This window comes from Cupriavidus neocaledonicus, from assembly GCF_000372525.1.
Classification (GTDB): Bacteria; Pseudomonadota; Gammaproteobacteria; order Burkholderiales; family Burkholderiaceae; genus Cupriavidus; species Cupriavidus neocaledonicus.
The window spans coordinates 19,696-43,737 of the sequence record NZ_AQUR01000071.1; the positions used below are offsets into that span (position 1 = coordinate 19,696).

General features: G+C 65.3%; 21 protein-coding genes. 9 read left to right on the plus strand and 12 right to left on the minus strand.

What is annotated here, in order from left to right; genetic code table 11:
- Window positions 1-23: 23 nt before the first annotated feature.
- The gene (locus A3AG_RS0103715) at window positions 24-1,172 is read right to left on the minus strand and encodes an ABC transporter ATP-binding protein (protein WP_018004119.1); all 1,149 of its coding nucleotides are present in this window, start codon (window positions 1,170-1,172) and stop codon (window positions 24-26) included.
- Between the two features lie 411 nt (window positions 1,173-1,583).
- Here A3AG_RS0103715 and A3AG_RS0103720 point away from each other — a divergent pair, with 411 nt between their 5' ends.
- Window positions 1,584-2,837 carry a flavin-containing monooxygenase gene (locus tag A3AG_RS0103720; RefSeq protein WP_018004120.1) on the plus strand — a complete coding sequence of 418 codons (1,254 nt, stop codon included), beginning with the start codon at window positions 1,584-1,586 and terminating at the stop codon, window positions 2,835-2,837.
- A 106-nt stretch (window positions 2,838-2,943) separates the two neighbouring features.
- Complete coding sequence (locus A3AG_RS0103725; RefSeq protein ID WP_018004121.1) at window positions 2,944-4,089, plus strand: alpha-hydroxy acid oxidase; 1,146 nt, start codon at window positions 2,944-2,946, stop codon at window positions 4,087-4,089.
- 46 nt (window positions 4,090-4,135) lie between these two features.
- Here the strand turns inward: A3AG_RS0103725 and argE are convergent, their stop codons facing one another.
- The 4 genes from argE to A3AG_RS0103745 all read right to left on the minus strand — a co-directional run bounded on the left by argE (window position 4,136) and on the right by A3AG_RS0103745 (window position 7,546).
- Window positions 4,136-5,311, minus strand: a complete 1,176-nt coding sequence (argE, locus tag A3AG_RS0103730; RefSeq protein ID WP_018004122.1) for an acetylornithine deacetylase — start codon at window positions 5,309-5,311, stop codon at window positions 4,136-4,138.
- A 59-nt stretch (window positions 5,312-5,370) separates the two neighbouring features.
- Window positions 5,371-6,345 carry a LysR family transcriptional regulator gene (locus tag A3AG_RS0103735; RefSeq protein ID WP_018004123.1) on the minus strand — a complete coding sequence of 325 codons (975 nt, stop codon included), beginning with the start codon at window positions 6,343-6,345 and terminating at the stop codon, window positions 5,371-5,373.
- 109 nt (window positions 6,346-6,454) lie between these two features.
- Window positions 6,455-7,126, minus strand: a complete 672-nt coding sequence (locus A3AG_RS0103740; protein ID WP_018004124.1) for a DUF1028 domain-containing protein — start codon at window positions 7,124-7,126, stop codon at window positions 6,455-6,457.
- 6 nt (window positions 7,127-7,132) lie between these two features.
- Complete coding sequence (locus A3AG_RS0103745; protein ID WP_018004125.1) at window positions 7,133-7,546, minus strand: RidA family protein; 414 nt, start codon at window positions 7,544-7,546, stop codon at window positions 7,133-7,135.
- Between the two features lie 391 nt (window positions 7,547-7,937).
- Between A3AG_RS0103745 and A3AG_RS0103750 the strand changes: the two genes are divergently transcribed.
- The 3 genes from A3AG_RS0103750 to A3AG_RS0103760 all read left to right on the plus strand — a co-directional run bounded on the left by A3AG_RS0103750 (window position 7,938) and on the right by A3AG_RS0103760 (window position 10,728).
- Complete coding sequence (locus A3AG_RS0103750; protein ID WP_026163913.1) at window positions 7,938-8,963, plus strand: ABC transporter substrate-binding protein; 1,026 nt, start codon at window positions 7,938-7,940, stop codon at window positions 8,961-8,963.
- A gap of 93 nt (window positions 8,964-9,056) precedes the next feature.
- On the plus strand, window positions 9,057-9,905 hold the full coding sequence (locus A3AG_RS0103755; RefSeq protein ID WP_026163914.1) for an ABC transporter permease: 849 nt from the start codon (window positions 9,057-9,059) through the stop codon (window positions 9,903-9,905).
- A gap of 1 nt (window position 9,906) precedes the next feature.
- The gene (locus A3AG_RS0103760; protein WP_026163915.1) at window positions 9,907-10,728 is read left to right on the plus strand and encodes an ABC transporter permease; all 822 of its coding nucleotides are present in this window, start codon (window positions 9,907-9,909) and stop codon (window positions 10,726-10,728) included.
- 87 nt (window positions 10,729-10,815) lie between these two features.
- Here the strand turns inward: A3AG_RS0103760 and A3AG_RS33130 are convergent, their stop codons facing one another.
- On the minus strand, window positions 10,816-11,106 hold the full coding sequence (locus A3AG_RS33130) for an excalibur calcium-binding domain-containing protein (RefSeq protein ID WP_081610676.1): 291 nt from the start codon (window positions 11,104-11,106) through the stop codon (window positions 10,816-10,818).
- A 210-nt stretch (window positions 11,107-11,316) separates the two neighbouring features.
- Between A3AG_RS33130 and A3AG_RS0103765 the strand changes: the two genes are divergently transcribed.
- Both A3AG_RS0103765 and A3AG_RS0103770 read left to right on the plus strand, forming a co-directional pair.
- Complete coding sequence (locus A3AG_RS0103765; protein WP_018004129.1) at window positions 11,317-11,697, plus strand: helix-turn-helix domain-containing protein; 381 nt, start codon at window positions 11,317-11,319, stop codon at window positions 11,695-11,697.
- A 2-nt stretch (window positions 11,698-11,699) separates the two neighbouring features.
- Window positions 11,700-12,059, plus strand: coding sequence for a hypothetical protein (locus tag A3AG_RS0103770; RefSeq protein ID WP_018004130.1), 360 nt, complete (start codon window positions 11,700-11,702; stop codon window positions 12,057-12,059).
- Between the two features lie 215 nt (window positions 12,060-12,274).
- Here A3AG_RS0103770 and A3AG_RS0103775 read toward each other — a convergent pair whose 3' ends face one another.
- Complete coding sequence (locus A3AG_RS0103775) at window positions 12,275-15,208, minus strand: chemotaxis protein CheB (protein ID WP_204321161.1); 2,934 nt, start codon at window positions 15,206-15,208, stop codon at window positions 12,275-12,277.
- A 272-nt stretch (window positions 15,209-15,480) separates the two neighbouring features.
- A complete protein-coding gene (gene argC / locus A3AG_RS0103780; RefSeq protein WP_018004132.1) occupies window positions 15,481-16,410 on the minus strand; it encodes an N-acetyl-gamma-glutamyl-phosphate reductase in 930 nt (309 codons plus the stop codon).
- Window positions 16,411-16,539: 129 nt separating this feature from the next.
- Between argC and A3AG_RS0103785 the strand changes: the two genes are divergently transcribed.
- Both A3AG_RS0103785 and A3AG_RS0103790 read left to right on the plus strand, forming a co-directional pair.
- Complete coding sequence (locus A3AG_RS0103785) at window positions 16,540-17,424, plus strand: LysR family transcriptional regulator (protein WP_018004133.1); 885 nt, start codon at window positions 16,540-16,542, stop codon at window positions 17,422-17,424.
- 382 nt (window positions 17,425-17,806) lie between these two features.
- Window positions 17,807-19,198: a sigma 54-interacting transcriptional regulator gene (locus A3AG_RS0103790; RefSeq protein WP_018004134.1), complete on the plus strand. Its 1,392-nt coding sequence runs from the start codon at window positions 17,807-17,809 to the stop codon at window positions 19,196-19,198.
- Here A3AG_RS0103790 and A3AG_RS0103795 read toward each other — a convergent pair.
- From A3AG_RS0103795 to A3AG_RS0103810, 4 genes are read right to left on the minus strand one after another with little or no spacing between them, the layout of a single operon-like run.
- Complete coding sequence (locus A3AG_RS0103795) at window positions 19,143-19,976, minus strand: amidohydrolase family protein (protein ID WP_018004135.1); 834 nt, start codon at window positions 19,974-19,976, stop codon at window positions 19,143-19,145. The genes A3AG_RS0103790 and A3AG_RS0103795 overlap by 56 nt on opposite strands.
- Window positions 19,973-20,794 (minus strand): hypothetical protein, encoded by an 822-nt coding sequence (locus A3AG_RS0103800; RefSeq protein ID WP_018004136.1) that lies wholly within the window; start codon window positions 20,792-20,794, stop codon window positions 19,973-19,975. The genes A3AG_RS0103795 and A3AG_RS0103800 overlap by 4 nt, the downstream gene beginning before the upstream one ends.
- Window positions 20,772-21,911, minus strand: coding sequence for an aminotransferase class I/II-fold pyridoxal phosphate-dependent enzyme (locus A3AG_RS0103805; RefSeq protein ID WP_018004137.1), 1,140 nt, complete (start codon window positions 21,909-21,911; stop codon window positions 20,772-20,774). Before A3AG_RS0103805 ends, A3AG_RS0103800 begins: the two co-directional genes overlap by 23 nt.
- Before the next feature lie 60 nt (window positions 21,912-21,971).
- Window positions 21,972-24,023: an 8-amino-7-oxononanoate synthase gene (locus A3AG_RS0103810; RefSeq protein WP_018004138.1), complete on the minus strand. Its 2,052-nt coding sequence runs from the start codon at window positions 24,021-24,023 to the stop codon at window positions 21,972-21,974.
- Window positions 24,024-24,042: the final 19 nt, after the last annotated feature.

Below are 24,042 nucleotides of genomic sequence, written 5' to 3' on the forward strand. Positions count from 1 at the left end.
GCGTTGCGAACCTGCATCTGTTCTTACGTCCGCTTCTGCGGACTGAAAATGCTGACGCCCTCATCGGGCAGCGCAAGTCCCGCGACCGAGCCGATGGGCCATTGCTGCATGGCGCCCAGGCCCGCACTGCGCACCGTGACGACCTGACGGGCCGTCATCGGAATGTCCACGTCGATGAACGTATTGATGTGATCGCCCTGGTAGACGTGATGGATCACGGTGCCGCTCAACACCGACTCGGCATGCAGATTCTCAAGCTTGATGTGCTCCGGGCGCACGTACACGTCCAGCCGTTCCCCGTCGTGCGATGCGTCGGCCAGGCGGGCATGCGGGAAGCTGATGAGTCCCGAGCCCAGGCGCAGTTGCACATCCGTGGCCGTCTGGCCGTGATAATGCGCCGGCAGGATATTCACGTCGCCCAGGAAGGACGCCACGAACGGATCCTGCGGGTTCTGATACAGATCGGCCGGCGACGCGATCTGCCGAATGATGCCGTTCGACATCACCGCGATCCGGTCGGACATGGCCAGCGCCTCGCCCTGGTCGTGGGTGACGAACACTGTGGTCAGGCGCAAGCGGCGCTGGATTTCCCGGATTTCTACCTGCATGGCGCCGCGCAGGTTCTTGTCCAGGGCCGAGAAGGGCTCGTCCAGCAGCAGTACCTTGGGCTGGATCACCAGCGCCCGCGCCAGGGCCACGCGCTGCTGCTGGCCGCCCGATAGTTCGCGCGGTTTGCGGTGCCCGAGGCCGTCCAGCTTCACCAGGTCCATCACCTGCTTCACGCGCTGTGCGATCTCATCCTTGCCCACGCCCCGCATGCGCAGGCCATAGCCGATATTGCGCTCGACGGTCATGTGAGGAAAGAGCGCGTAATTCTGGAAGACGATGCCGATCTGCCGCTTGTGCGGCGGCTCGCAGGTCACCGGCTGGCCATCGATGAAGATCTCGCCGGTGTCGGCTTCCGCAAAGCCGGCGATGAGATTGAGGAGCGTCGTCTTGCCGCAACCGGACGGGCCCAGCAGGGTGAGGAATTCCCCGCGTCGAATCTTCAGCGAGAGCTCGTGCAGCACGGTGTGGTCGTGATACCTCTTGACCACCCTTTCCAGGCTGACTGCGGTATCGGGCTGTGCGTGGTGTTGCTGTGCGGCAGGCTCGGAGTTGGCTACGTTCATGGTGGTACGGAGATTGAGGAGTATGCCGTGCTCCAGGCTTGGGCCCAATGACATCGAGGCCGAGCTGGTACTGGCAAGCAGGATAAGTCAATCCGCCAGTATCGGGACTTTGCCGAAACTGATGCGGTCCCTCGGAAAAAACGAAATGGCCGTTTGCAGGTGCAGGCGGCGCGCAGGCGCTGGCCGGGAACGCCTTGTGGTGCGCGGGTGCGAGCGGCGGTGCGGCGCGCTTCGGCGGGCGCTTTACTTTTTCCTAAGTCCTGAGTCTGAAAAACGTGATTTCCAAACCAGGTGGGCTTCATCAAACTGGCCACCGTCGATGAGCGATGTCTCCAGGGCGCCAGTACGCCTTGCCGTCGAAGCTTCCGTGCCTGGGCGACTGACCGGGGCGATCATTCTTGGGAAATTCAAATGTCAGTGGAAAAATTCAACACCGTGGTGGTCGGTGCTGGCCAGGCGGGCATCGCGATGAGTGAGCATCTCGCGCACATGGGTGTGCAGCATGTCGTGCTGGAACGCAGCCGCATCGCAGAACGCTGGCGTTCGGAACGTTGGGATTCTCTGGTCGCGAATGGACCGGCCTGGCATGACCGTTTTCCCGGGATGAAGTTCGAAGGCATTTCGCCGGAGACCTTTCCGTCAAAAGAGCGCATGGCCCAGTATTTCGAGAACTATGCCGCCATGCTGAAGGCGCCGGTCCGTACCGGCGTGGAAGTCAGGCAGGTGGAACGGCATCGAGGGCGTCCCGGTTTCAGGGTGACGACCTCCGACGGCATCATCGAGGCAAACAACGTCGTTGCCGCAACCGGCCCGTTCCAGACGCCGGCCTATCCGAAGATCGTGCCTGAGAGCGAAAAGATCCGGCAGCTGCATTCCTCGGCCTACAAGAATCCGGGCCAGCTGGCGGATGGCGGAGTGCTCGTGGTGGGCGCGGGCGCTTCCGGCTCACAGATCGCCGAAGAGCTGCGCCAGGCCGGCAAGACGGTTTATCTCTCGGTCGGCGAGCATTACCGCCCCCCGCGCGCGTACCGTGGCCGTGACTACTGCTGGTGGCTGGGCGCGCTCGGGCTGTGGGATGAAGTGAGGATCCGGCCCAAGAAGGCGCACGTCGCTTTCGCCGTGAGCGGCTATGAAGGCGGCAAGACCGTCGATTTCCGGCGCCTGGCGCACGCGGGCATCAACCTGGTCGGCCTGACCCAGGCCTACAACGATGGCGTCATGACGTTCGAGCCAGGCCTGCCCGAGAACATCGCCGAAGGCGACCGCGCCTACTTCGACGTGCTGCGCGAAGCGGATGCCTACATCGAAGAGAACGGCCTGCCGTTTCCGCCGGAACCCGAGGCCTGGGAGCTGCTGCCGGACCCGGAATGCCTGAAGCACCCGATCCTCAGCCTCGACCTGGCTGAAGCCGGCATCACCACGATTCTGTGGGCGACCGGTTTCAAGTTCGATTTCAACTGGCTGAACGTGAAGAATGCCTTCGACGAGAAGGGAGACCCGTTCCACAAGCGCGGCATCTCCGCCGAAAGCGGCATCTATTTCCTGGGCTTGCCGAATCTGGTCAACCGGGCGTCGTCCTTCATCTATGGCGTCTGGCACGATGCCAAATACATCGCTGACCATATCGTGCTCCAGAACGGATATATGACGTATGAGCGGTCTTGAGCCTGTGCTCGAGGCGGCACGGTGACCTGTCATTGGTAACGAGGTCGCACGCGCGAGCTGCCGGATCGGGTGATCCGGCAGCTCATTGTTTTTTCCAGGAGTTCCGATGACCGAGATCACGTGCATCGAAGACCTGCGCCGGCTGGCGAGAAAGCGCGTGCCGCGCATGTTCTATGACTATGTCGACGGCGGTTCGTGGACCGAATATACCTACCGTGCCAACGAGGCGGATTTTCAGCGTATCGAATTCCGCCAGCGCGTGGCGGTCGACATTACCGAGCGCAGTACCGCCAGCACCATGGTGGGTCAGCCGGTCAGCATGCCGTTGGCGATCGCGCCCACCGGGTTGACCGGCATGCAGCACGCCGACGGAGAAATTCTGGCCGCGCGCGCGGCGAAGCGGCACGGCATCCCTTTCACCTTGTCCACCATGAGCATCTGCCCGATCGAGGCGGTGGCGGAAGCGACCGGGCGCCATCCGTTCTGGTTCCAGCTCTATGTGCTGCGCGACCGGACCTTTGTCGAGAGCCTGATCGACCGCGCCAGGAATGCCAACTGTTCGGCGCTCGTGGTCACGATGGACCTGCAGGTCTTCGGCCAGCGGCACAAGGACAAGAAAAACGGCCTGTCCACGCCGCCCAGGCCGACGCTGCGCAACCTTGTGAACATGGCGAGCAAGCCGCGCTGGTGCATGGGCATGCTGGGTACCAGACACCGTCAGTTCGGCAATATCGTCGGGCATGCCAGGGGCGTCGACAGTATCGGATCGCTGGTGGAGTGGACTCGGGAACAGTTCGATCCGCGCCTGTCCTGGCAGGATGTCGAATGGATCAAGAAGCGGTGGGATGGGAAGCTGATCGTCAAGGGCATCCAGGACCCCGAGGATGCGCGACTGGCGGTGGCAAGCGGCGCCGATGCCATCATCGTGTCCAACCATGGCGGGCGCCAGCTGGACGGGGCCGCGTCATCGATCTCCACATTGCCGCGCATCGTGGAAGCGGTCGGGGATCGGGTGGAAGTCCATATGGATGGTGGCATCCGCTCGGGCCAGGATGTGCTCAAGGCCATCGCGCTCGGGGCACGTGGCACGTATATCGGTCGCGCCATGATGTATGGCCTGGGCGCCCTCGGCGAGCCAGGCGTGTCCACGGCCTTGAACATCATTCAGAACGAGCTCGATCTCTCCATGGCGTTTTGCGGCAAGACGGATATCCAGTCGGTCGACCGCAGCATCCTGCTGACTTCATTCTGAGAACGCCCCTGTGGCGTCCGGGCCGAGGCCGGCAGGACGCCGGGACTTATCGACAGAGAAATTCGACGAGGCCGCCCAGCATGCGGTCGCAGGCTTCGATCTGCGCCAGCTCCACATACTCGTCGGCCTTGTGCGCGACTTCAATGCTCCCGGGCCCGCAGATCAGCACTGGCGTTTCGTTCCAGCTCTGCCGGAACAATCCCCCCTCGCTGCCATAGTCCACCCTGGCGCATGGGGTGCCCGCGGGGAGCAGCGAGGCGAGCAGGCCGACAGCAGGCGAATCCTCGCGCGTGTTCAGGCTGGGATAGCTGTTCGTCATCTGGATGTCTGGTAACGGCGCCGCAGGATCCAGCGCCTCATTCCTGACGCGCTCGGCCAGGCGTTCCAGGACGCGCTTCAGGATCTCCTCCGGCTTGTCTTCCGAGACGTTGCGAATTTCGAAACTGACTTCACATTCGCTGGGCACGATGTTCAAGGCGCGCCCGCCGTGGATGACGCCGGCGTGGACAGTGCTGTAGGGCACGCCGTAGCCCGCCTCGCGCGGACCGCTTTGCGCCAGTTCACGCTGCACGTCCCGCAGGGATGCGACGAGGTCGCTGGCCATGTGGATGGCGTTGAAGAACCTGGGCGCCAGGCCTGAGTGGCCGGCCTGGCCACAGCAGACCGCCCGGTAGGCAGCCTTGCCCTTGTGACCGGTGCCGATCCGCATCAGGGTCGGCTCGCCGACAATGCACAGGTAGGGTGCAGGAAGGCTGTTCTCCAGGCGGCGCAGCAGGTGGCGCACGCCAACGCAACCGATTTCCTCATCGAAGGACAGCGCCAGCTGCAAGGGACGCTGGAGCGGCTGCCGGGCGGCTGCCACCATGGCGGTGACGGCGCAGGCCACGAAGCCTTTCATGTCGGCTGTGCCGCGTCCGTAGACGCGGCCATCCCGGTGCGTTGCCTCAAAAGGGGGTGACGTCCAGGGCTGGCCTTCCACCGGCACCACATCGGTATGGCCGGAGAGCAGGACGCCCGGAACGCCCACCGGACCGACCGTCGCAAACAGATTGGAGCGGCTGGGATCCTGCGGGTCGGGCGCGAGCATCGATTCGATGCCGGCTTCCGCCAGGATGTCCCGGACCTTGTGGATCAGCGCGATGTTTGGCGTCAGGGAAACCGATGCGAAAGAAACGAGCGTTTCCAGGAGAGAGACGCTTGCGGAGGAGGCTTGATTTTCCATCTCTGGCCCTTCTTGATGGGGCATTGCCGAAACACGGCATGACCGATGCCGCGGGCGTTTCAGGACGCCGATTTCAGCGGCGCTGCGATATGGGGATCGAAGAAGCTTGGCGCGCTCATCCCGGGGATGTATTGGTCGGAGATATAAGCGCGGCAGCGTTCCATGAAAATTCTCGTCAGTCTTGACTGTTTCATCGGCTTGTAAGTCGCCAGCCCGAGCAACATGGGCCGATGGGTACCGGCAAGGCGGACCCGCACCAGGCGCTTTCCATCGAGCGACTGATCGGATTTGGGGCGCACATTGAAGAGTGCGTAGCCAATGCCGTTGGCGACCATGGACCGGACCACTTCCGTGGACTGGGAACGCGCCGCGATGTTCGGCGTCACACCGGCCTTTTCAAACAGGGAGGTGAAATAGTCACGGCTCATCGGCATATCGAGCAGGACGTAGGGTTCGGGCGCCAGCTCCTCGAAGGAGACGACTTTCTGCTGCGCCAGCGGATGGACCTCGCTCACCAGCACATAGGGCGGCATCGTCGCCAGGCTCTCGAACTGGATGTCATCGTCAAGGTGCAGGTCGTAGGTGATTGCCAGGTCAATCTCGAGTGCATGGAGCTTGTTCATCAAGACCTCCTGGTCGCCTTCGACCATCTGCAGCTCGATTTTCTTGAACGCGCGCGCAAAGCCGAAGATGACCTCGGGCGCAATCATGGCCGTGAGCGACTGGAAGCTTCCCACCCGCAAGGTGCCCTGGATGACGTCGCCCGAATCGGAGGCGATTTCATAGAGTTGGGACGACCGTCCGAGCATGTCTTCGCAGTGTTGCAGGACCAGCTTGCCGATGGTGGTCAGGCCAATGCCCTTGGAAGGATGGCGCACGAACAACTGCACGCCCAGTTCGGCCTCGATATGGGCAATCGCTGCGGAGATCGAGGGCGAGGAGATGTGGATTTGCGTCGACGCAGCGGCGATGCTGCCATGCTTCGCCGTTGCGACGAAATACTCCATCTGGCGCAGGGAAATGCGATTGAGCATGTCGAGATCAGGAAAAGGGGAACGGTCCAGTGTACTGGAGAAGGTTTGCCCTTTCGAGTGCCGGCCGCCTGACCGGCGCTGCCACGCTTCATTCGATGCGTCGGACTGGTCACAGGTTTCCGGGAACGCCAAAGCTGGGCGCCGCACGGGGATCGAGCGCCCGCTTGACATAGTCCTTCAGCTGCGGCGCATAGACCTGCCAGGCGGCATGGAGAGCCCCGACCGGATCGCTTTCTATCCAGTCCAGGCGCAGATCCACGACAGGCCAGTTTTGTGCGTCGTACACCAACAGGCCTGCCGAATGCACCGGGCCCTCCTCGCCGCCGGCGGCCTGGCCGGCGAGCATGGCCTGCATCAGCCGTTGCGCGAGCGCGCCTTCGGTCTGCTCGAAAGCCGACAGCATGGCCTGGGGCACGTCACGCGTCGCCAGCATATTGCCCGCGCATGCGGCATGGGTGCCGACCACGCTGGCCAGGGTGCCCAGCGCCCTGGCGCCCGTGAAAACCGCTGGCGGGTTGTGCGCGTCGATGGCCATGAGCTGGCGATACTCGATATGGGGGCGCTGCTGGAGTTCCGCGAGGGCGCGTTCCGGCGTCAGGCCGCTGGCCATCAGGTCCAGGGCGAGGGGCCCCAGGTCCGGGTCGGTAATGTTCTGGCTCGCAGCTGCGCCGACCCCTTTGCGGCCGCGGATACAGCGCGAGGCAACCGCCGGTGACGAGGACGCCACGGCGGCGCCGAACTGGCCGGTGGCGGGGCACCGTGCAATGATGGAAAAGGTCATGGCAGCTCAGTCGGGGATGACAGCGGTGGCGTCGATCTCTACCAGCCACTCGGGGCGGGCCAGAGCCGATACGACGATGCCGGTCGAAACCGGGAAGACACCCTTCAGCCAGCGGCCCACGACGCGATACACCGCCTCGCGGTAGCGCGGGTCGATGATGTAGATCGTGATCTTGCAGATGTCCTCCAGCTCGCCCCCGGCTTCCCCGAGCAGCATCGCGATATTGGCCATGGCCTGCTCCGCCTGCCCGGCGACGTCCCCGATGCACACGCTCTCCGAGGTGTCGAGGTTCTGGCCGATCTGCCCTCGCAGAAAAACGGTACGGCCGCGCGCGACAACGGCCTGGCAAAGGTCGTTGTCCAGGTTCTGTTCCGGGTAGGTGACTTTGGTGTTGAAGGTACGGATGCGGGTATGCTTCATGGTCGATTCGGATCGATTCGGCAGGTGGCGGAAGATGGGGGCGATGCACCCGACTGCATGGTCAGGTGCAGCCGCTGGCGGCGCCATTTGTATTTTCCTGCCGGCCGTTTAGGAATTTCCGAATACCACCGAACCTCACACGGCCGCTAACCTGCTCCAGACGGCGGAACCATCCACACCCCCATCGGGAAATGTGAGGCACCCCTACGAAAAAGCCGACTTGGCCGCCTGGTACGACTTTCACATCATAGGCTCCGTAATTCGACGTCATTGCATCAACGTCGTTGCCTCAGCAACCTGGCGCTGCTTGTGATTGCATTTCCCGGGGCACGTTCCAGCGTATTTCCAGTTCTATCAGATGTTTATCTTTTCGATAGGGGGTTTTTAGTAAATGACGATTCGCAAGCTTTTGGCACTTTGCGCGCTCTCCGCCACGCTTGGCAGTACCGCGGCATGGGCCCAGGAAGCCCTGGTGGTGAGCACCTGGGGCGGCAGTTTCCGCGACCTCATCGATGAAAGCATCGGCAAGGAGTTCACGCGGCAAACCGGCGTGCCGGTCAAGTACATCACGGGCGGTACCATCGACCGCCTGAACAAGGCGAAGCTTGCCTCCAAGCCCGAGAGCGACGTTACCTTCACGACTTCCCACGTCGGCTGGCTCTACGCCAACGGCAATCTCTTTGAAAAGCTGGATACGAGCAAGATTCCGAATTACAAGCATCTGGTCGAGCGCGCCAGGATCAGTCCGTATCACATCGGCAGCTGGGCCTATGTCTATACCATCGGTTATCGCGCCGACCTGGTGCCGCCCAGCGTCAAGTTCGACAGCTGGAACGACCTGTGGAGCCCGGCGCTGAAAGGCAAGATCGGCGTGCCTGATTTCGATCCGAGCCACGTGGTCGCGGTTTCCGCCATGCTGTCGGGTGGCGACGCGCAAAGCTGGGAAAAGGGGCAGGACAAGCTCAAGGCGCTCAAGCCCAACTTCAAGGCGTTCTATACCAATGACGCCAATGCGCAGCAGTTGATCGCCACCGGCGAAACGCCCGTGCAGGTCATCCTGTCGATCAACGCCTATCACATGATCAGCCAGGGCGTGCCGGTCAAGTTGGCCACGCCCAGGGAAGGCGCCGTGCTCGGCATCGATACCATGGCCATCACGAAGGGCTCCACCAAGGCCGATCTGGCTTACAAGTTCATGAACATCGCCTTGTCACCGGAGGTCCAGTCGAAGATCGTGGCCTTGAAGAAGGCCAGCCCCGTCGTCGACGACGCCAAGGTTTCGCCTGAAGACGCCAGGCTGCCCGGCGTGTTCACGACCAAGGAGCAGTGGGACAAGGCCATCCTCGTGGACCACAAGCTGCGCGCCGAGAAGACCGCGGAATGGCGCAAGTGGTTCACTGAAAACGTCATGAACTGAACCGGACCGTAAGCGTATGGAGGGAGGGTCGCCGCGGCCATGCATCGCGCCGATCCTCCCTCGCCGATTGAGCATCTGGAATAAGGTTTAAGAATGCGCCCCGATTCACGAGCCTGGCTGGTCTCCCCGGCAGTACTTGTCGCGCTGTGCATTGCAGTATCGTTGATTGCGGTCCTGCAGTTCAGCTTCCGGGCGTATGTGCCCGGCTCGCTCGATGTCGGCGGATTCACGTTCGCCAACTTCAGCGACTTGACCAAGTCGATTTATCTCGACGCGTTCTCCAACACCTTGTGGCTGAGCGTCGAGACGACCGTGTTTTCGCTGCTCGTTGCGTACCCGCTGGCCTATGCCCTGGTGCGCGTAAGGAGCCGGGCGCTCAAGTCCTTCATCCTCGTGGTGTCCATTACGCCCCTGTTTCTGGGGGAAATCGTCAGGACCTACTCGTGGATCGCCGTCCTGGGCAGCAATGGCTTCATCAATGGCACGCTGCGAAAGCTCGGCCTGATCGACTGGCCACTGGAACTCATGTTCACACACCTGGGCGTGCTGGTCGCGCTGGTGCACGTGACGATTCCCGTCGTGGTCCTGATGCTGGCCACGGCAATCTCGCATATTGACCGCGACTACGAAAAAGCCGCCCAGAGCCTGGGTGCCGGCCCGGTCAGGACCTTCCTCACGGTCACGCTTCCGCTTTCGATGCCGGGTATTCTGGCTGGCATCACAACTGCGTTCGCCTGGACCTTCAGCGCCTTTGCGACGCCGCAGATGATTGGCGGAGGCCGTGTGCCGACGGTCTCGACGCTGGTGTACCAGCTTGGCTTTGCTTCCATGAATTTCCCGCTGGCGGCCAGCCTGAGTGTGATGGGCCTGCTGCTGACGGCCGCAGCGCTCTTTTCCCTGGGGCTGTTCACCAAGCGGCTGAAAGCCGTGGGAGGACACTAAAATGAGAATCAAAAGCGCTCTGCCCTTGCCGCTGCGCGTCGCGGGCCCGCTGCTCGTCGCCATCCTGCTTGCATTCGTGCTGCTGCCGGTCGTGGTGGTGACGATCGCCGCCTTCAATGAAAAGGCGATCATCACATTCCCGCCTGAATCCTATTCGCTGACATGGTTTGCACGCGTCTTCAGTTATCCGGATTTCCAGGATGGATTCCGCGCCAGCCTCGTCATCACCGGATGGTCCTCGTTCATTGCGCTGGTGATCGGGACCTGCCTGTCGATTGCCGTCAAACGGCTGGAATTCCGCGGCAAGCAGACGCTGCTGGCCATCCTGCATTCTCCGCTCGTGGTGCCGCACTTCACGCTGGGGCTGGGCCTGCTGATCCTGGTGTCACAGGCCTCAATACACCGCTCATATGACGTCGTCATCCTGTGTCACGTGATGCTGGTGCTGCCGTTCGTGCTGAAGAGCGTCTATGTTTCCATGGAGAACCTGGACGCAAGGCTGGAACAGGCGGCAGCAAGCCTCGGTGCGCCGCCGCTGAAGGTGCTTTTCACGATTACGATTCCGCTGCTCGCGCCGGGGCTGTTTGGCGGCTGGCTGTTTGCGGCGATCATGTCGTTCAGTGAATTCACCGCATCGCTTTTCGTCACCACGCAAGACACGCAGACCCTGCCCGTTTCCATGTACAACTATGTCCGGGAGTTCGCGGATCCGACGCTGGCCGCACTGTCAGTCGTCTATATTGCAGTGACCGCCAGCGTGCTTGCCTTTGCGAACTATTTTCTGGGCCTGGGGAAAATCCTCAACATCGAAGAAGGGCGTTGAGCGGCATGCGCCGCTGAAAGCCTGCTGGCGAGATGGTGTAGGGGCGCTCGCCGCCTTCTACCCCGCTCGACGGCCCTTGCCAGCGCGTCAAAACGCACACTGCAGAGGCGGCGTCTCACACGGAATACCGTCGCCATCGCCATCCATCTTCACAGCCGGACAGTGCTTCAGGTAAAAGCGGGCTTCCGCGCAGGAAGCCATCTGGCTGCAGTGTTGCTTGCCCTCGCAGCGGAATACTGATTCCGGCGTTGTTGTCACAACGGAAACCGCGATGGGCGGTGGCTCGGCGTCAGCTACCGGATTCTTCAGCGGCGCGTGCGTTTTGTAGTAGAGGAAAGCCGCCGCGGCAGCTCCGACAAGGAGCAAGCTCTTGTACATGTTGACCCCACCTTGCTTTTCTTATTCGAAACGAAAGCATGCCACAGCCGCGGAGAAGTCGGTGGCATAGCACGGCCATGCCCGGACCTTCAACATACACGCTTCGCCCGAGACGATAGCATTCGCTCGCAGCATTGTTGACTGGTCGTTCAAAAACCTGCACACTGGCGTTATTGAACAATCGTTCCATAACTGGCGAATGAGAGTCGCATGGCAAGGCCAAGGACGTTCGACGAAGACGTTGTCATTGCCCGCGCGGCGGAGGTTTTCGCTCGCATTGGCTACAACGCCTGCTCGGTCGACGACCTGGTAGAGGCAACGGCCTTGCATCGCGGCAGTCTGTACAAGGCATTCGGTTCCAAGCGCGGTCTGTTCGAACAGGTGCTGGACCGAGTCCTTGTCGGCGCATGGTACCGGGACCCGGCCGCGCTCGACCTCCTTATCACCGCCCTGCGCGAACTCGCGCCAACGGATCTGCCGGTCGCTGCCCGTTGCCGCGCCGCCTTGCAGGCTTATGGGGACGACGCTGCCGAACTGCTCGGCGCGCGTCTGCTCGATCATCTGCCCACGCACGATTCCCACAAGGAGTAGCGATGCCTCGACTCGAACTGACCGACCGCGAACTCGTTGTCCACCTGAGCCCGTGGGAATCGATCTGGTCGCTGCGCCGCGGCTTTCGCGTGCCGCTTGCGCAGGTTCGCGGCGCTACCGAAGACAATGGCTTCGATGGCAAGGCGCTAGGCCTGCGCCTGCCGGGCACCTACTTCCCGGGCCTGATCGCCGCCGGCACCTTTATCAAAGGCGGCGACAGGCAGTTCGTCTACACCTCGCGCAAGCTGCAGACCATCGTGATCGAGCTGGCCCGAAATGAATGGGCCCGCCTGGTGATCGGCGTGCCCGACGCACGCGCCGAGGCAGCGCGAATCAACGCGGCCGTCGCCAGCCGCTACTAGCATCGGCATCAAGTTGCGGCGCTGGCATCGGCACGGCCCCCAGGGGAACCGTCGGCGTCAAAACGCAAATCGTTGCAACGACCTGACCAGGTCATGCGGGCGTCCCGGGGAAAAAGTGGTGATAACCGCCTCATCCGCTGACGCCGGCTCGAATGTCCGCAGGAGTCGCGGCACCCGGCAGACTACCGGGGTGGTGGCCGGCGTGCCGCATGCCATCACGAGGCGCCGGGTTCGGCCCGGTAATGCTGCGACATGATGATGCCCGCTGTGTGGGTGAAGGCGGTTGCCAGCTCGAGGTCCAGCGCCGTGGGTTCGCGCGGCCGCTCAAAGTACATCGCCAATGACCCGACCAGATGGCCCGCGGACGTCTCCACCGGAAACGACCAGCAACCGCGATAGTTGAAGCGGAGCGCCAGCCAGGTCCACGGCTGCCACCTGGGTTCCTGCAGCACATCCGGGGTGATGACCGGCATCCCGGTCGCTACCGCAAGACCGCATGCTATCGATTCCGGCGAGATCTCGAATCCGTTCACGCATTTCGCATATTCCTCGGGCATGCCCACTACATGGTGCAATGTTTTCCCTTGGGCAATGTAGAACGCGCAGCGCCGGTCGTCCTCGGCCTGGTCCAGCAAGCTCTGAAGCAGGAAGCCGAGGGAGGTTTCCAGCGAGTCGCCGTTCATGGCCGACTGGAACGCTTCTTTCTGGGCGGAAAGCCAGATCTTGCTGCGCTCAAGGCCATGCTCGGCCCGGGTCCGGTCTGTCACATCGGCAAACGTGATGGCGACGCCAAGCATCACGCCTTCGGACGAGCGATGCGGGTAGATGCGCCGCAGTAGCCAGCGATCCCCGCTGCGGCTGACGACTGCATCGCTTTGAGCGCCGGTAGCCAGAACGGCGTGTATATCCGATGCAAAGAGCGGATCGTGAAAGGACGGGGCCAGATCGGAGACGCATCGTCCGACATCCTTGGGCTGAATGGGGATGACCTGTGAGATCGCAGGCGTGAACCAGCGTATCTTCTGGTCCCGGTCCAGGAACACGGTCATGACCGCGCCGGAAGACAATACATCGCTTTGCATCTTGATTTCGGCGATCTTCTCCTTGAGATCTACGTTCGCTTCATTAAGCTCCTGGTTGCTCGCATTCAAGTCGGCGTTCGCAGCCTTGAGTTCTTCGTTAAGCGCCTGCAGTTCCTCGCGTGAGGCATCCAGCTCTTCGCGCGAGATGCGCAGGTCCTCCTCCCACTCTGTCCATGGGCGTTGGCCTTCGTGGAGGCCTGCGTCACCGAGATTGGCCGGAACCGGGTGCTCGCCCCCGTTATCGCGGGTGCTGAACGACACCAGTGCCCGGTTAAGGGTTCCATCGGAGGCGGGTTCCAGCGGCGTCACGCTCACGGTGACGTGTGAAAGATTGCCGTCGCGCGTTACGCCACCGTCAAAAGCACACGCCTGCGCGGAGCCGAGCGCCTGACTTACCGCTGCCCTGAGCTGGCCGATCCAGCTGCGGTCGACCAGCCGAAGAAGATTGAGGCTGGGCTCTCCGGCAGGAAGATGAAGAATGCCCGCCGTATCTCCATACAGACGGAGCAGATTGCATTCCTCGTCGATAAGCACCGCGGGAACATGGTTGCGCTCTGCCGCCGTCCGAACCAATGAAGCCAGGACGGTGCCCCTGCTCGGCGCGGGGTTCTGTTTGAGCGCCCCCAGGCTCTCGACTTTCCGGTGGATATTCCACCTTCTGGAGACGACGGCGAAGCCGAGCTTGTCCGCGGCATGGGTTTCACTGGCTCCCAGGAACAGGTAGCCGCCCATACGCAAGGCGCTGTTGAGCGTGCGCAGAACCTTCCTGATGGTGTCGGGTTCCAGATAAATCAGCAGATTGCGGCAGGTCACCACATCTACCGCCGCAATGGGAGGATCCGATATGACGTCCTGTACCGCGAATACCATGCGTTCGCGCAGGAAGCGTTTGATGCGACAGCGGCCGTCGACGGTATAAAAGTAACGTGACAACCGCGACGGATCCATGGTGGAGCAGGTTTCAGCCCGGTAGCAACCCCGGCTCGCTCGTACTACTGCCTCGGGCGCGGCGTCCGTCGCAAAAATCTGGTAATTGACATCATGACCGCTCTCATGGGCAATTTCGTCCAGCAGGATCGCCAAGGAGTATGCCTCTTCGCCAGTCGCACAAGCGGGGGTCCAGAAGCGCAGCGGCGTGCCATTGTTTTCATCTATCAATGGCTCGAGAACCTCGTGTCTGAAAGCGGTCCATGCGTCGGCGTCACGAAAGAATTCAGTGACGTGAATGGGCAGACCACGTACCAATGATTCGAGCTCGACCGGTTCATCCTCGACCAGCCACGCGTAGTCTTCAAACGAACGGACGCGCCGCACGTCCATGCGCTGCTGGATCCGCCATAGCAACGGGGATGGCCTGTACCCGCTCAGATCGAAGCCAGCCTCGCGGCGAATCAGCGACAAGATGCGATCCAGCGTGGCGGAAACGGTGGACTCCCAGTTCTGGGACGCTGCCGGTCTCGTATAGCCCTCTTCAAAGCAGGCCAGCAGTTGTCGCCCGATCGCACTCACCGGCAGCACGTGATCGTGGATACCCCGCTGGATCACGGATGTCGGCATGCTGTCATGCTGCGCCGTCAGCGGATCTTGAACGATGACCACACCGCCAGCCTGGCGGATGCTCACTGCGCCGGCGGTCCCGTCCATGCCCGTTCCCGACAGCACCACCGCGACGGCGCGCGGGCTGTGCCGGGCCGCGACGCTTTCAAAGAACGCATCGATCGTATCGATGCCGGGGCGCCTTGCGCCGCCAGCGGCCGGTCGCGTGCAGAACACCCCGGCCTCGAGCATGAGGATACTGTCGGGCGACGGTACATAAATGTGGCCGGGCTCGGGTTGCAATCCCTCGCGCGCCTCCAGTACGGGCAGGTGTGTCCATACGCGCAGCAGGTCGGCCAGGCGGCTCGGGTGATTCGGGGGCAAGTGCTGCAGCACGACCATGGCATACGGAACGTCTCCCCGCAGCGATCCGACCAGTTTCCGCAAGGCACCAATACCGCCGGCAGACGCGCCCACCGCCACAATGGGCAGGTCATCGGCGTGAGCGTGGACAGCCATTGAAACCGGCATGGTGCATCACCTCATGGAGTGCTTTCGGCGCTATGGCAGCGGCAGGATTGCCGCCGTGCACGCAGAGCGTTGTACGGTATCTCTACGCTAGCAGGCCAACATGGGCATGCAAGCATTTCCGGCGCAATGCCCCGCTGTTGACCTTTTTCCGGGCGCCACCGGACCGCTGCGCGGTCGTCACGGCCCGCCGCGGCCCAGGTACCTTCCAAAGATCATGATTGCCTACGCATCCGGCACCCGTGCACCGAACGCCGACTCGACCACACCGGCCACTATTGCCGCGCGAGCATCAGGTCCAGGTTCTGCACCGCAGCTCCGGATGCGCCCTTGCCAAGGTTATCGAACACCGCGGACAGCAGCACCTGCCCGTTTTCAACGTGGTGAAATACGCCCAGGTGCATGTCGTTGGTCCCGTTCAGCGCTTGCGGATCCAGATGTGTCAGCGCGGCCGATTCGTGCAGCGGCAAGACCCGTACGTGCCTGGCCCCGGCATAGTGGCGTGCGAGGCAGGCATGCACCGTGGCGCCGTCCACGCCGGGGGCCAGCTGCCGCAACGCCAGCGGCACCGTCAGCACGATGCCCTGGCGGAACGCTCCGTACGCGGGGACGAAGATGGGACGCTGCGCAAGGCAGGCGTGCTGCTGGATCTCGGGCGCGTGCTTGTGCGCTAGTTCCAGGCCATAGACCTGGTATGCAGGCGCATTGGCGGCGCCCGGCCCCTCGTATTCCTCCACGCCGGCACGCCCGCGTCCGGAGTAGCCGGATACCGCATGGATGCTGATCGCGTAATCGGCCGGTATCAGTCCGGCCTGCGCCAGCGGACGCAGCAGGCCGACGGCACCGGTCGGATAGCAACCGGGATTGCTGACCCGGGATGCGTTCGCAATCTGCCCGGCCTGCTCCGGCGCCATTTCCGGAAAACCGTAAGTCCAGCCCGGCCGGGTGCGGTGGGCGGAACTGGCGTCGATCACCCGGACGGCGGGATTGACAATCGCACTCACTGCCTCGCGCGCGGCGGCGTCGGGCAAGCAGAGGATGGCGATGTCGCAGGCGTTGATGGCTTCCGCGCGCCGCCGCGCATCCTTGCGCTCCGCAGCGGCAAGCGTGAACAGCCGGATGTCGGTCCGGTCGCGCAGCCGGTCATGGATTTGCAGCCCGGTGGTGCCCTGGTCGCCGTCGATGAAAACTACGGGAGCGCTCATGTGTTTAAGTCTCCGCTGACTGTGGGGTTGAACGGGTAAATCGAAACCCTATGTTGCGCCCAGGACTAGAATAGAGAAAGTTGAATTTCATAACGCCGATATTCAGTTTTCCTGAATCAGGATTTCGTCATGCGAGAGATCAGCCTGGACCGACTGCGCACCCTGGTCGCCGTTACCGACCTGGGCTCCTTTGCCGAGGCAGCGCGCGCCTTGCACCTGGCGCCGCCGACGGTCAGCCTCCACATCGCCGAACTCGAAGGCCGCATCGGGGCTCCACTGCTGTTGCGCAAGCGCGGCCAGGTGGGGCCGACGCCGATCGGCGCGGTGCTGGTGGAACGCGCGCGCCGGCTGCTGGCCGACGCGGAGCAGGCGCTGGACGATATCCAACGGCAGGTAGACGGGCTGGAAGGGCGTGCGCGTCTGGGCGCGTCGACGGGCGTGATCGCGCACCTGCTGCCGCAAGCGCTCCAGACCCTGCGCGAGCGCCATCCCGCCATCGACATCCAGATTGCCGTGCATACCTCGGCAGAAACCCTGGCCCGGCTGGGGGATGGAAGGCTGGATGTCGGGGTGGTCGCGCTGCCTCAGCCCCCGGTGGCCGGACTGGTGATAAAGCCCTGGCGCCGCGACCCCGTGATGGCCTTCGTGCCGGCGCATTGGCGCTGTCCGGCCCGCGTTACCCCTGAATGGCTCGCTACGCGACCGCTTATTCTCAATGACACGACCACGCGCCTGTCGCGCCTGACCGCGGAGTGGTTCGCGAGCGCAGGGCATCACCCCGCGGCGCGCATCGAGCTGAACTACAACGACGCGATCAAGAGCCTGGTAGCGGCAGGTTACGGCGCCGCGCTGCTGCCTCATGAGGCCACCACGCCCTTGCCCGACAGTCGCATTGTCATGCGTGCGCTGCGTCCGGCGTTGTGGCGACGGCTCGGTATTGCCTATCGTGCGGGGCACGTTGAGCGTTCCACGCAACACGTACTGGAGGTGTTGTGGGATCTGCGGTTGCCGTAGGCATTGCAGGTGGCAACGAACGCCGGTCCGGCCACCACGGCACTGCGCATCTGCGCGCGCCAGTAACGCCGCGGCATCTCAGTCTTAAATTAAGTTCATATTGCCTGCCCCGCCGCCGCTGACTAGTATTCTGAGACAAAAAACCAAGGGGGGATTCCATGCGGCCATACCAGCTTTCCCTCGCAGGCAGGCGATGCTCCGGCAACTGGTTGCATGCACAGGTTCGCCACGTCCCGCCGATCCTCTCCGACGCGTCCGCGGCGTCACGCCGCCGACGGCCTCAACGCTACCGACATCCCCTGCCCGCCGCCTGATCCGGGCCGGCAGCGCCGCGGCGCATGGCATGCGCAGATAGCGCGCCGGCACCGCAGCCCCGCTGCCGATGATCTCCCTTTCGTGCGGGGGCAAGATGCGCGTAGTGCTGTATCACGACGACCGTGCCAGGCTCGAGCGCGATTTGCACGAGCATGGCCTGCCCGACCAGGTGTCGCTCGACGAAAGCGCGCGCGGCATGCTGGCGGTGCTGGTAGTGGCGGACGGCAATCGCGTCACCGAGGCGGCGCAGCGCTGGCTGCGCGCCGAGCCGCGCGCCGACGCCTTTATTGCCGGGTGCACTGCCGCCACCCGTTGCCATTGCATCCCCGAGGCGTGGTGGCCGGCCGCGCTGTACGACCTGGTTTGCGCGCCGGACCATGAGGCGCTGCTCACGGAACTGGCCTTGCGGCTGCGCCGCCTGGCCGAAATCGAGGATGTGCTGGACGCGCAATGGTTGCGCGAGCGCGCCGTCGGCGACTCGCCGGCCTGGCGCGCCACCTTGCGCGCGGTGGCGCAGGTGGGCCGCTATGGCCGCGGCACCTGCCTGCTGCTTGGCGAAAGCGGCTGCGGCAAGGAGCTGCTGGCACGGCTGATCCACGATCTCGACCCCGAGCGCCATCGCGCTCCGTTCGTGGTGGTGGATTGCACCACGCTCAGTCCGGAGCTGTCGGGCAGCGAACTGTTCGGCCACGCCAAGGGCGCTTTCACCCACGCCGTATCGGCACGCGACGGTGCGGTGGCAATGGCCGATGGCGGCACGTTGTTCCTGGATGAAGTGGGCGAGCTGCAATTGCCGTTGCAGGCGCGCCTGCTGCGCGTGATCCAGGAGCGCATGTACAAGCGCGTGGGCGAGGATACCTGGCGCAAGTCGGATTTCCGGCTGACTTGCGCCACCAACCGCGACCTCGAGGCCGAGGTGCAGGCCGGCCGGTTCCGCAGCGACCTGTACTTCCGCATTACCCAGTGGACCGTGCGGGCGCCCACGCTGGCCGAGCGCCGCGCGGATATCCCGCTGCTGGTGCGGCATTTCCTTGCCGAGAGCCTGGCCGGCAGCGGGCCGGGCCTGCCGCTGGTGATGCCGGAGGTCATGCATTACCTGGTGACGCGCGCTTACCAGGGCAATGTGCGAGAACTGCGCAATGTGGTGTCGCGCCTGGCCGAGCGCCAGCGCGGCTTCCAGGTGATCAGCACCTTCGGGCTCGACGGCCCCGTGCCCGAGATGCGCAACGGGCTCGCGACGGACATCGTCAACCCGTGGCCGGAAGCGCTGCGGCATGCCATCGAAGGCGCGCTCGACGCCGGCCTCGGCCTGAAGCATATCGGCCAGGTCGCCGAATCCATGGCGGTGCAGGTGGCCGAGGGCCGCCACGGGTGCACCAGCCGCGCGGCGGAGCTGCTGCAGGTCACGCCGCGGGCGCTGCAGTTGCGGCGGCAGGTGCGGCCCGCGCCGCCGGCGTGATGCGCGGGCCGATGCGCGCGCTGTTCCTGGCCGGCGTGGGCGGCGGCAACGCTACCCGCGCCAGCAGGCGCAAGGCATTGCCACCTGCCATGCGCGCAAAGGCCGCGGGCGTGGGGCGCAGGGCGCGCAGCTTGGCCAGCTCCAGGCCGGGGTGCAGCCACGGCCCGTCGGAACCGAACAGCAGCTTGCCGGGGCCGGCGCGCCGGAACGCTTCCTCCAGCACGTCGAAACGCCGCACGCCCGAGGTATCGGCAAACAGGTTGGGATAGCGCGCGATCAGGTCCACCACCTGGCGCTGCGCCGCCCAGTCGTCGGCAAAGCTGCCCAGGTGCGCGAACACGAACGCGACCTCGGGATGCGTCTGTGCCAGCAGGCGCAGCGCGCCGGTCTCGCCGCCGGGGTCGTACAGCACCGGCAGCCGCCAGCGGCGCGCGGCATCGCAGACCTGCCGGTGGATCGGGGCATCGTGCCGGTGCACCTTGATGCCGCGCAGGCCGAGCCGCAGCACGGCTTCGTCGATCATGCGATGCACGCGGTCGCGGTCGCGCTCGGCATGGATCATGGCGAAGCCGGTGAAGCGCCCGGGATCGGCGCGCGCCAGCGCCGCCACGTCGCGGTTGCCGCGCAGGTAGTCCGACTGGAACACGGGCAGCAGCACCGCATGCGCGATGCCGGCCTGCCGCGCGCGCCGGACATAGTCGGCCAGCGGCGCGGTGGTGTCCCACGGGCCCGTCATGCCGTCGCCCTGCCCGGCATGGACATGGAAATCGACGATCATCGCGACAGCTCGAAGCGCTGGCCGGGGCCGTAGTTCAGGTCATTGACGGCGCCGAGGATCCCAGCCGGGACCAGGTTGCGGATCGACAGGCCGCTGCCGACGGTGACCGTGCCGCGCAGCTTGTCGTTGGCCAGCGCGAAGCCCTTGCTGGCTAGCGTGCGCACGATGGCGTGCTCGACCGCCGCGCGTTCGCCGGCGCTGGCCACGTTGGCCGTCCAAACCGTCAGCGGCGGCGCGCAAGCGCACGAGGCCCCGGCGCGCGCGCTGCCCTGGCGCGCGTGGTACCAGCCATGCACGCCCAGCCGCGCCGGCAGGCTGGCTGCCGTGCCGACATAGACCGGCGTCGCGCCGCGCTGGAACAGGTAGACGCCGCCGCCGCGCGTGGCGCGCGCGGCGGCGTCCAGGCTGGGCCAGCGCCGCCATTGCAGCGTCAGGTCGGCGGATTTGGGCGCGGACTCGAACGCCAGCTCGGCAAGCGCAGGCCCGCCCTCATACCGGCTTGCCGGCGCGCGCCACCGCTCCAGGCTGAGACCCACCAGCGACAGGCGCCCCGCCTGGCGCCGGGCCAGCAGACAGGCGCGGCAGCACGCGCCGCCGTAAGCGTTGCCGCTCTCCAGCCGGCTCTCGTAGCGCGCCGTGCCGCGGCGAGAGGGCGTGCCGATGCGCCGTGCGCGCGCCACCAGCTGGCGCAGGTCGGTCAGCAGTGCCTGCGGCGGCGTGCCGGCCGGATAGCGGCGCACCTCCGCCAGCAGCCGCAGCAGCCGGCGCATGCGCCATGGCGCCAGTTCCAGTGTTTCACCTTCCGCAGTCTTGAACATGGAAGCTCTCCCGATAGGCCGGCGGCGCCCGCCCGCGCGGCACGGCCGGTTGGCCCGCCAGCGCGGCAAGCGCCGCCAGCAGGCCGTCAATCTCTTGCGGCGCATGGCTGGCACGCACCACCACCGCCACCGCGCAGCGCCCTTCGGCCTGCCGCAGCAACGCGGTGCGGAAGCCCGCGGCGCGCAGCCCCGCGTGCAGCGCACGGGTGCGCCCGGCAGACCCCAGCCGCAATTGCTGCATGGGATGCAGCGGCACGCTGACCTGCAGGTCCGGCAAGCGGTGCTGCGCCAGCCAGCGCAAACCCCGCCGCAGGCGCCGCACGCGCTCGAGCAGCGCCGCCCGCAGCGCGTCGCCGTCGCAACCGTTGCGCGCCAGCGCGTTCAGGCCGGCCAGCAGCGCGGCCTGGGATGCCGCGCTGCAATGGGCCTGGGTCGGGCCGTCGCGGGCGATCTCGCCCACCAGCGCGGCGGGGCCGCACAAGGTGGCCAGCGGCGCGCCGAAGGCCTTGGCCCACGATGCCAGCAGCAGCACCGGCTCGGCGGGCGCCAGGCCCGCGTAGCGCAGCAGCCCGCCCCCGCCGCTGCCCCACGGCCGTCCCGGCCCCGGCTGCGCGCCGGCCAGTCCCAGCAGCTGCGTGTGGTCGACCACCACCAGGCCGCCACGCTCGCGCACCAGCGCCAGATAGCGGCGCAGCGCCACCGGCGCGCCTTCGCGGCGCGTGCCGTCGGTCACCACCGCCGGCGGACGGGTGCCGGTGCCCTGGCGCAATCGCCGCGCCAGGTCGGCCAGGTCGGCATGGCGGAACAGCGTGACCGGCGCACCGAGCCCGCGCACCCGCTCGAGCCCCCAGCGCATCACCGGATAGAGGGTGTCATCGGCTACCAGCGCATGGGTGCGCCCGAGCCGGTCGAACAGGTCGAGCGACAGGTGCAGCGTCGACGGCCCGGCCAGGCCGGCCTCGCAACCCTGCAGCGCCGCGGCCTGGGCCGCCAGCGTGCCGGCCAGCGGCGACACCGCCAGCGCGGCGGGCGTGCCGGTCGTGAGCGCCGCATAGCTGCCCAGTTGCGCGGCGGGATGCGACATGCCCAGGTAGAGCGCCGACGCGAAATCGATCATGGCCGCCTGCCCCTCCTCTCCCCTGTGCCCGCTGTCCCTGCCGCTCGCGCCGTGCCACGCTCAGGCCACCCGCGCACCTCGGTGCTCTTGCAGCCGGCGCAGCAGGTGCATGCCCGGCACCTGCACATCGACCGGCTCGGCACCGATGTCGACCCCGGTGACGGCCCGGTACGAATGGATATAGGTCTGGATCTCGGGGCGGAAATACGCCGCCCAGTTCGCCGCGTTGGACGGATCGGTGACCGAATTCCAGTCGCTCCAGCGGATCGACGACACGATCTGTTCGCCGGTGGTGGCCAGTTGCCAGAACTGGTAGGTATTGGTGTCGCCCCATCCCTGCAGCTTGCGCATGCTTTCCACCGAGTGCATCCACGGCTCGGGATACGCGATCATCGAGCGCCGCGGCAGGAACTCGCGGAACTCGGGCCGCGCCAGGATCCACTGCTGCATCATCATCTCGATGCGCGAGGTGGTCGGCAGGTCGCCGAACTGGTTATGCGCGCCCTCCGACAGGATCAGGTGCACCTCGCGCAGTGCGTTCAGCAGCGGGAAGCCATCCGGCACCACGGTGGTATCGTCGGCCTGCCGGAAGAACGGCACGCACAGGTTCAGCAGCGTATGGAACGCGCCCAGGAACTTGCTGCGGCTGTCGGCCGGCTGGATGCGCGGCACCGCGCGCCCGAACAGGCGGAAGCCATACTCATGCAGGTACTCGGCCGCGCGCCGCTCGATCGGCAGCCGGTGCTGCTCATCCTGGACCCAGCCCCAGATGATGTTGCTCACCGGCCGCAGCGGATCCAGCTCGAGCTGGTTGAGCGGATCGCCGGGCCCGCCGGAGAGATTCTGGAAGCGGCGCGAGATGGCGTTCATGGTCTGCACCAGCTGCAGCTCCTCCATCCAGTAGCTCCAGATCAGTTCGATCAGCGGCGGCGCGCTCAGCTTGGCCGAGATGTCGTTGTTCCAGTGCTGCAGCCACAGGCAGCCGTCGCCGCATGGGCCGTCGTCGCGCGGCACCAGCTCGCGCGAGCTCGACAGCGGCTCGGCGGGATGCGTGGCGGGATGTTCCGTGGCGCCGGAGCGCGCGATGGACTCGCGCATGCCGTCGACGGCACGCCCCGCGTCGGTGCCCTGCAGGCCCTGCACCACGCGCTCCAGGTAGGGCAGCGTGGGCGACCCGTTCTTGCCGAAATACTGGCTGGCGACGTCCTCGACCTGTGCCGGCTCCAGCCGCAGCCCCAGCCGTTCGTTGGCCAGCCGGATCGCCGCTTCATCGGTCCGCAGCAGCCTGGCGATGGCGCCGCTGTCGTGCGGGGACGGCACCACGGCGCCCCACGTCACCACGAAGGCCTCGGTGGCCACCTTCAGCGCGCGGTAGGCATCGGTGTCCGAGAACGGCAGGAAGCGGCGCCGGCTCAGCCGCGCGGCCTCGTCGTACAGCGCCGGGCCGCCGGGTGCGCCGGCGCGGGCCGGCAGCGGGCTGGTGCCAAAGAACAGCAGGTCCACCTGGCGCGCATAGTTGTCCCAGCTCAGCATGTCGGCGTTGCGCTTGATCAGCAGCCACAGCGCCCAGTCCCCCGTCAGGTCGCGCGAGGTGCGCTTGAGGCTGAATGAGGGCTCGTGGTAATCCTTCACGCCCACCGGGCCGGAACGCGCCCCGATGGGGTCGACCTCGGCGACGCTCGCATCGTCGCCTTGCGGTTCGGCGTCCTCGCCGGCGTCAGGGTACGGCGGCGCCTTCAGTCGGCCCGGCACGGTGACTTCGCGCCGGCCGCCCAGCTTCGCGGCAGCGTCGAACAGCACATCGTCGGGAATGCCCAGCGCCGCCAGCTTGCGCATGGTGCGCGCCACCTCGGCGAGCGCCGCGGACAGACCGTCTTCCCTCTGGCTCCAGGCGTCCGAAGGCCCGACGCGGATCTCCAGCCTGGCCTCGGTGCCGGGCTTGAGGCGCAGCTGCTCCATCTCGCGCGGCTCGCCTTCGCGGGCGTAGACCGCCAGCTTCAGGAATTTGTGGCCTTCGGTCAGCCTGGTGAAGTCATAGTGCCAGTCACCGTCGGTATTGCCCGTCGGCACCAGCGCGTATTCCACGCGACCCGACTCCGTGTTCGTGTTCATCACGTTCTCCTTCAGCAAA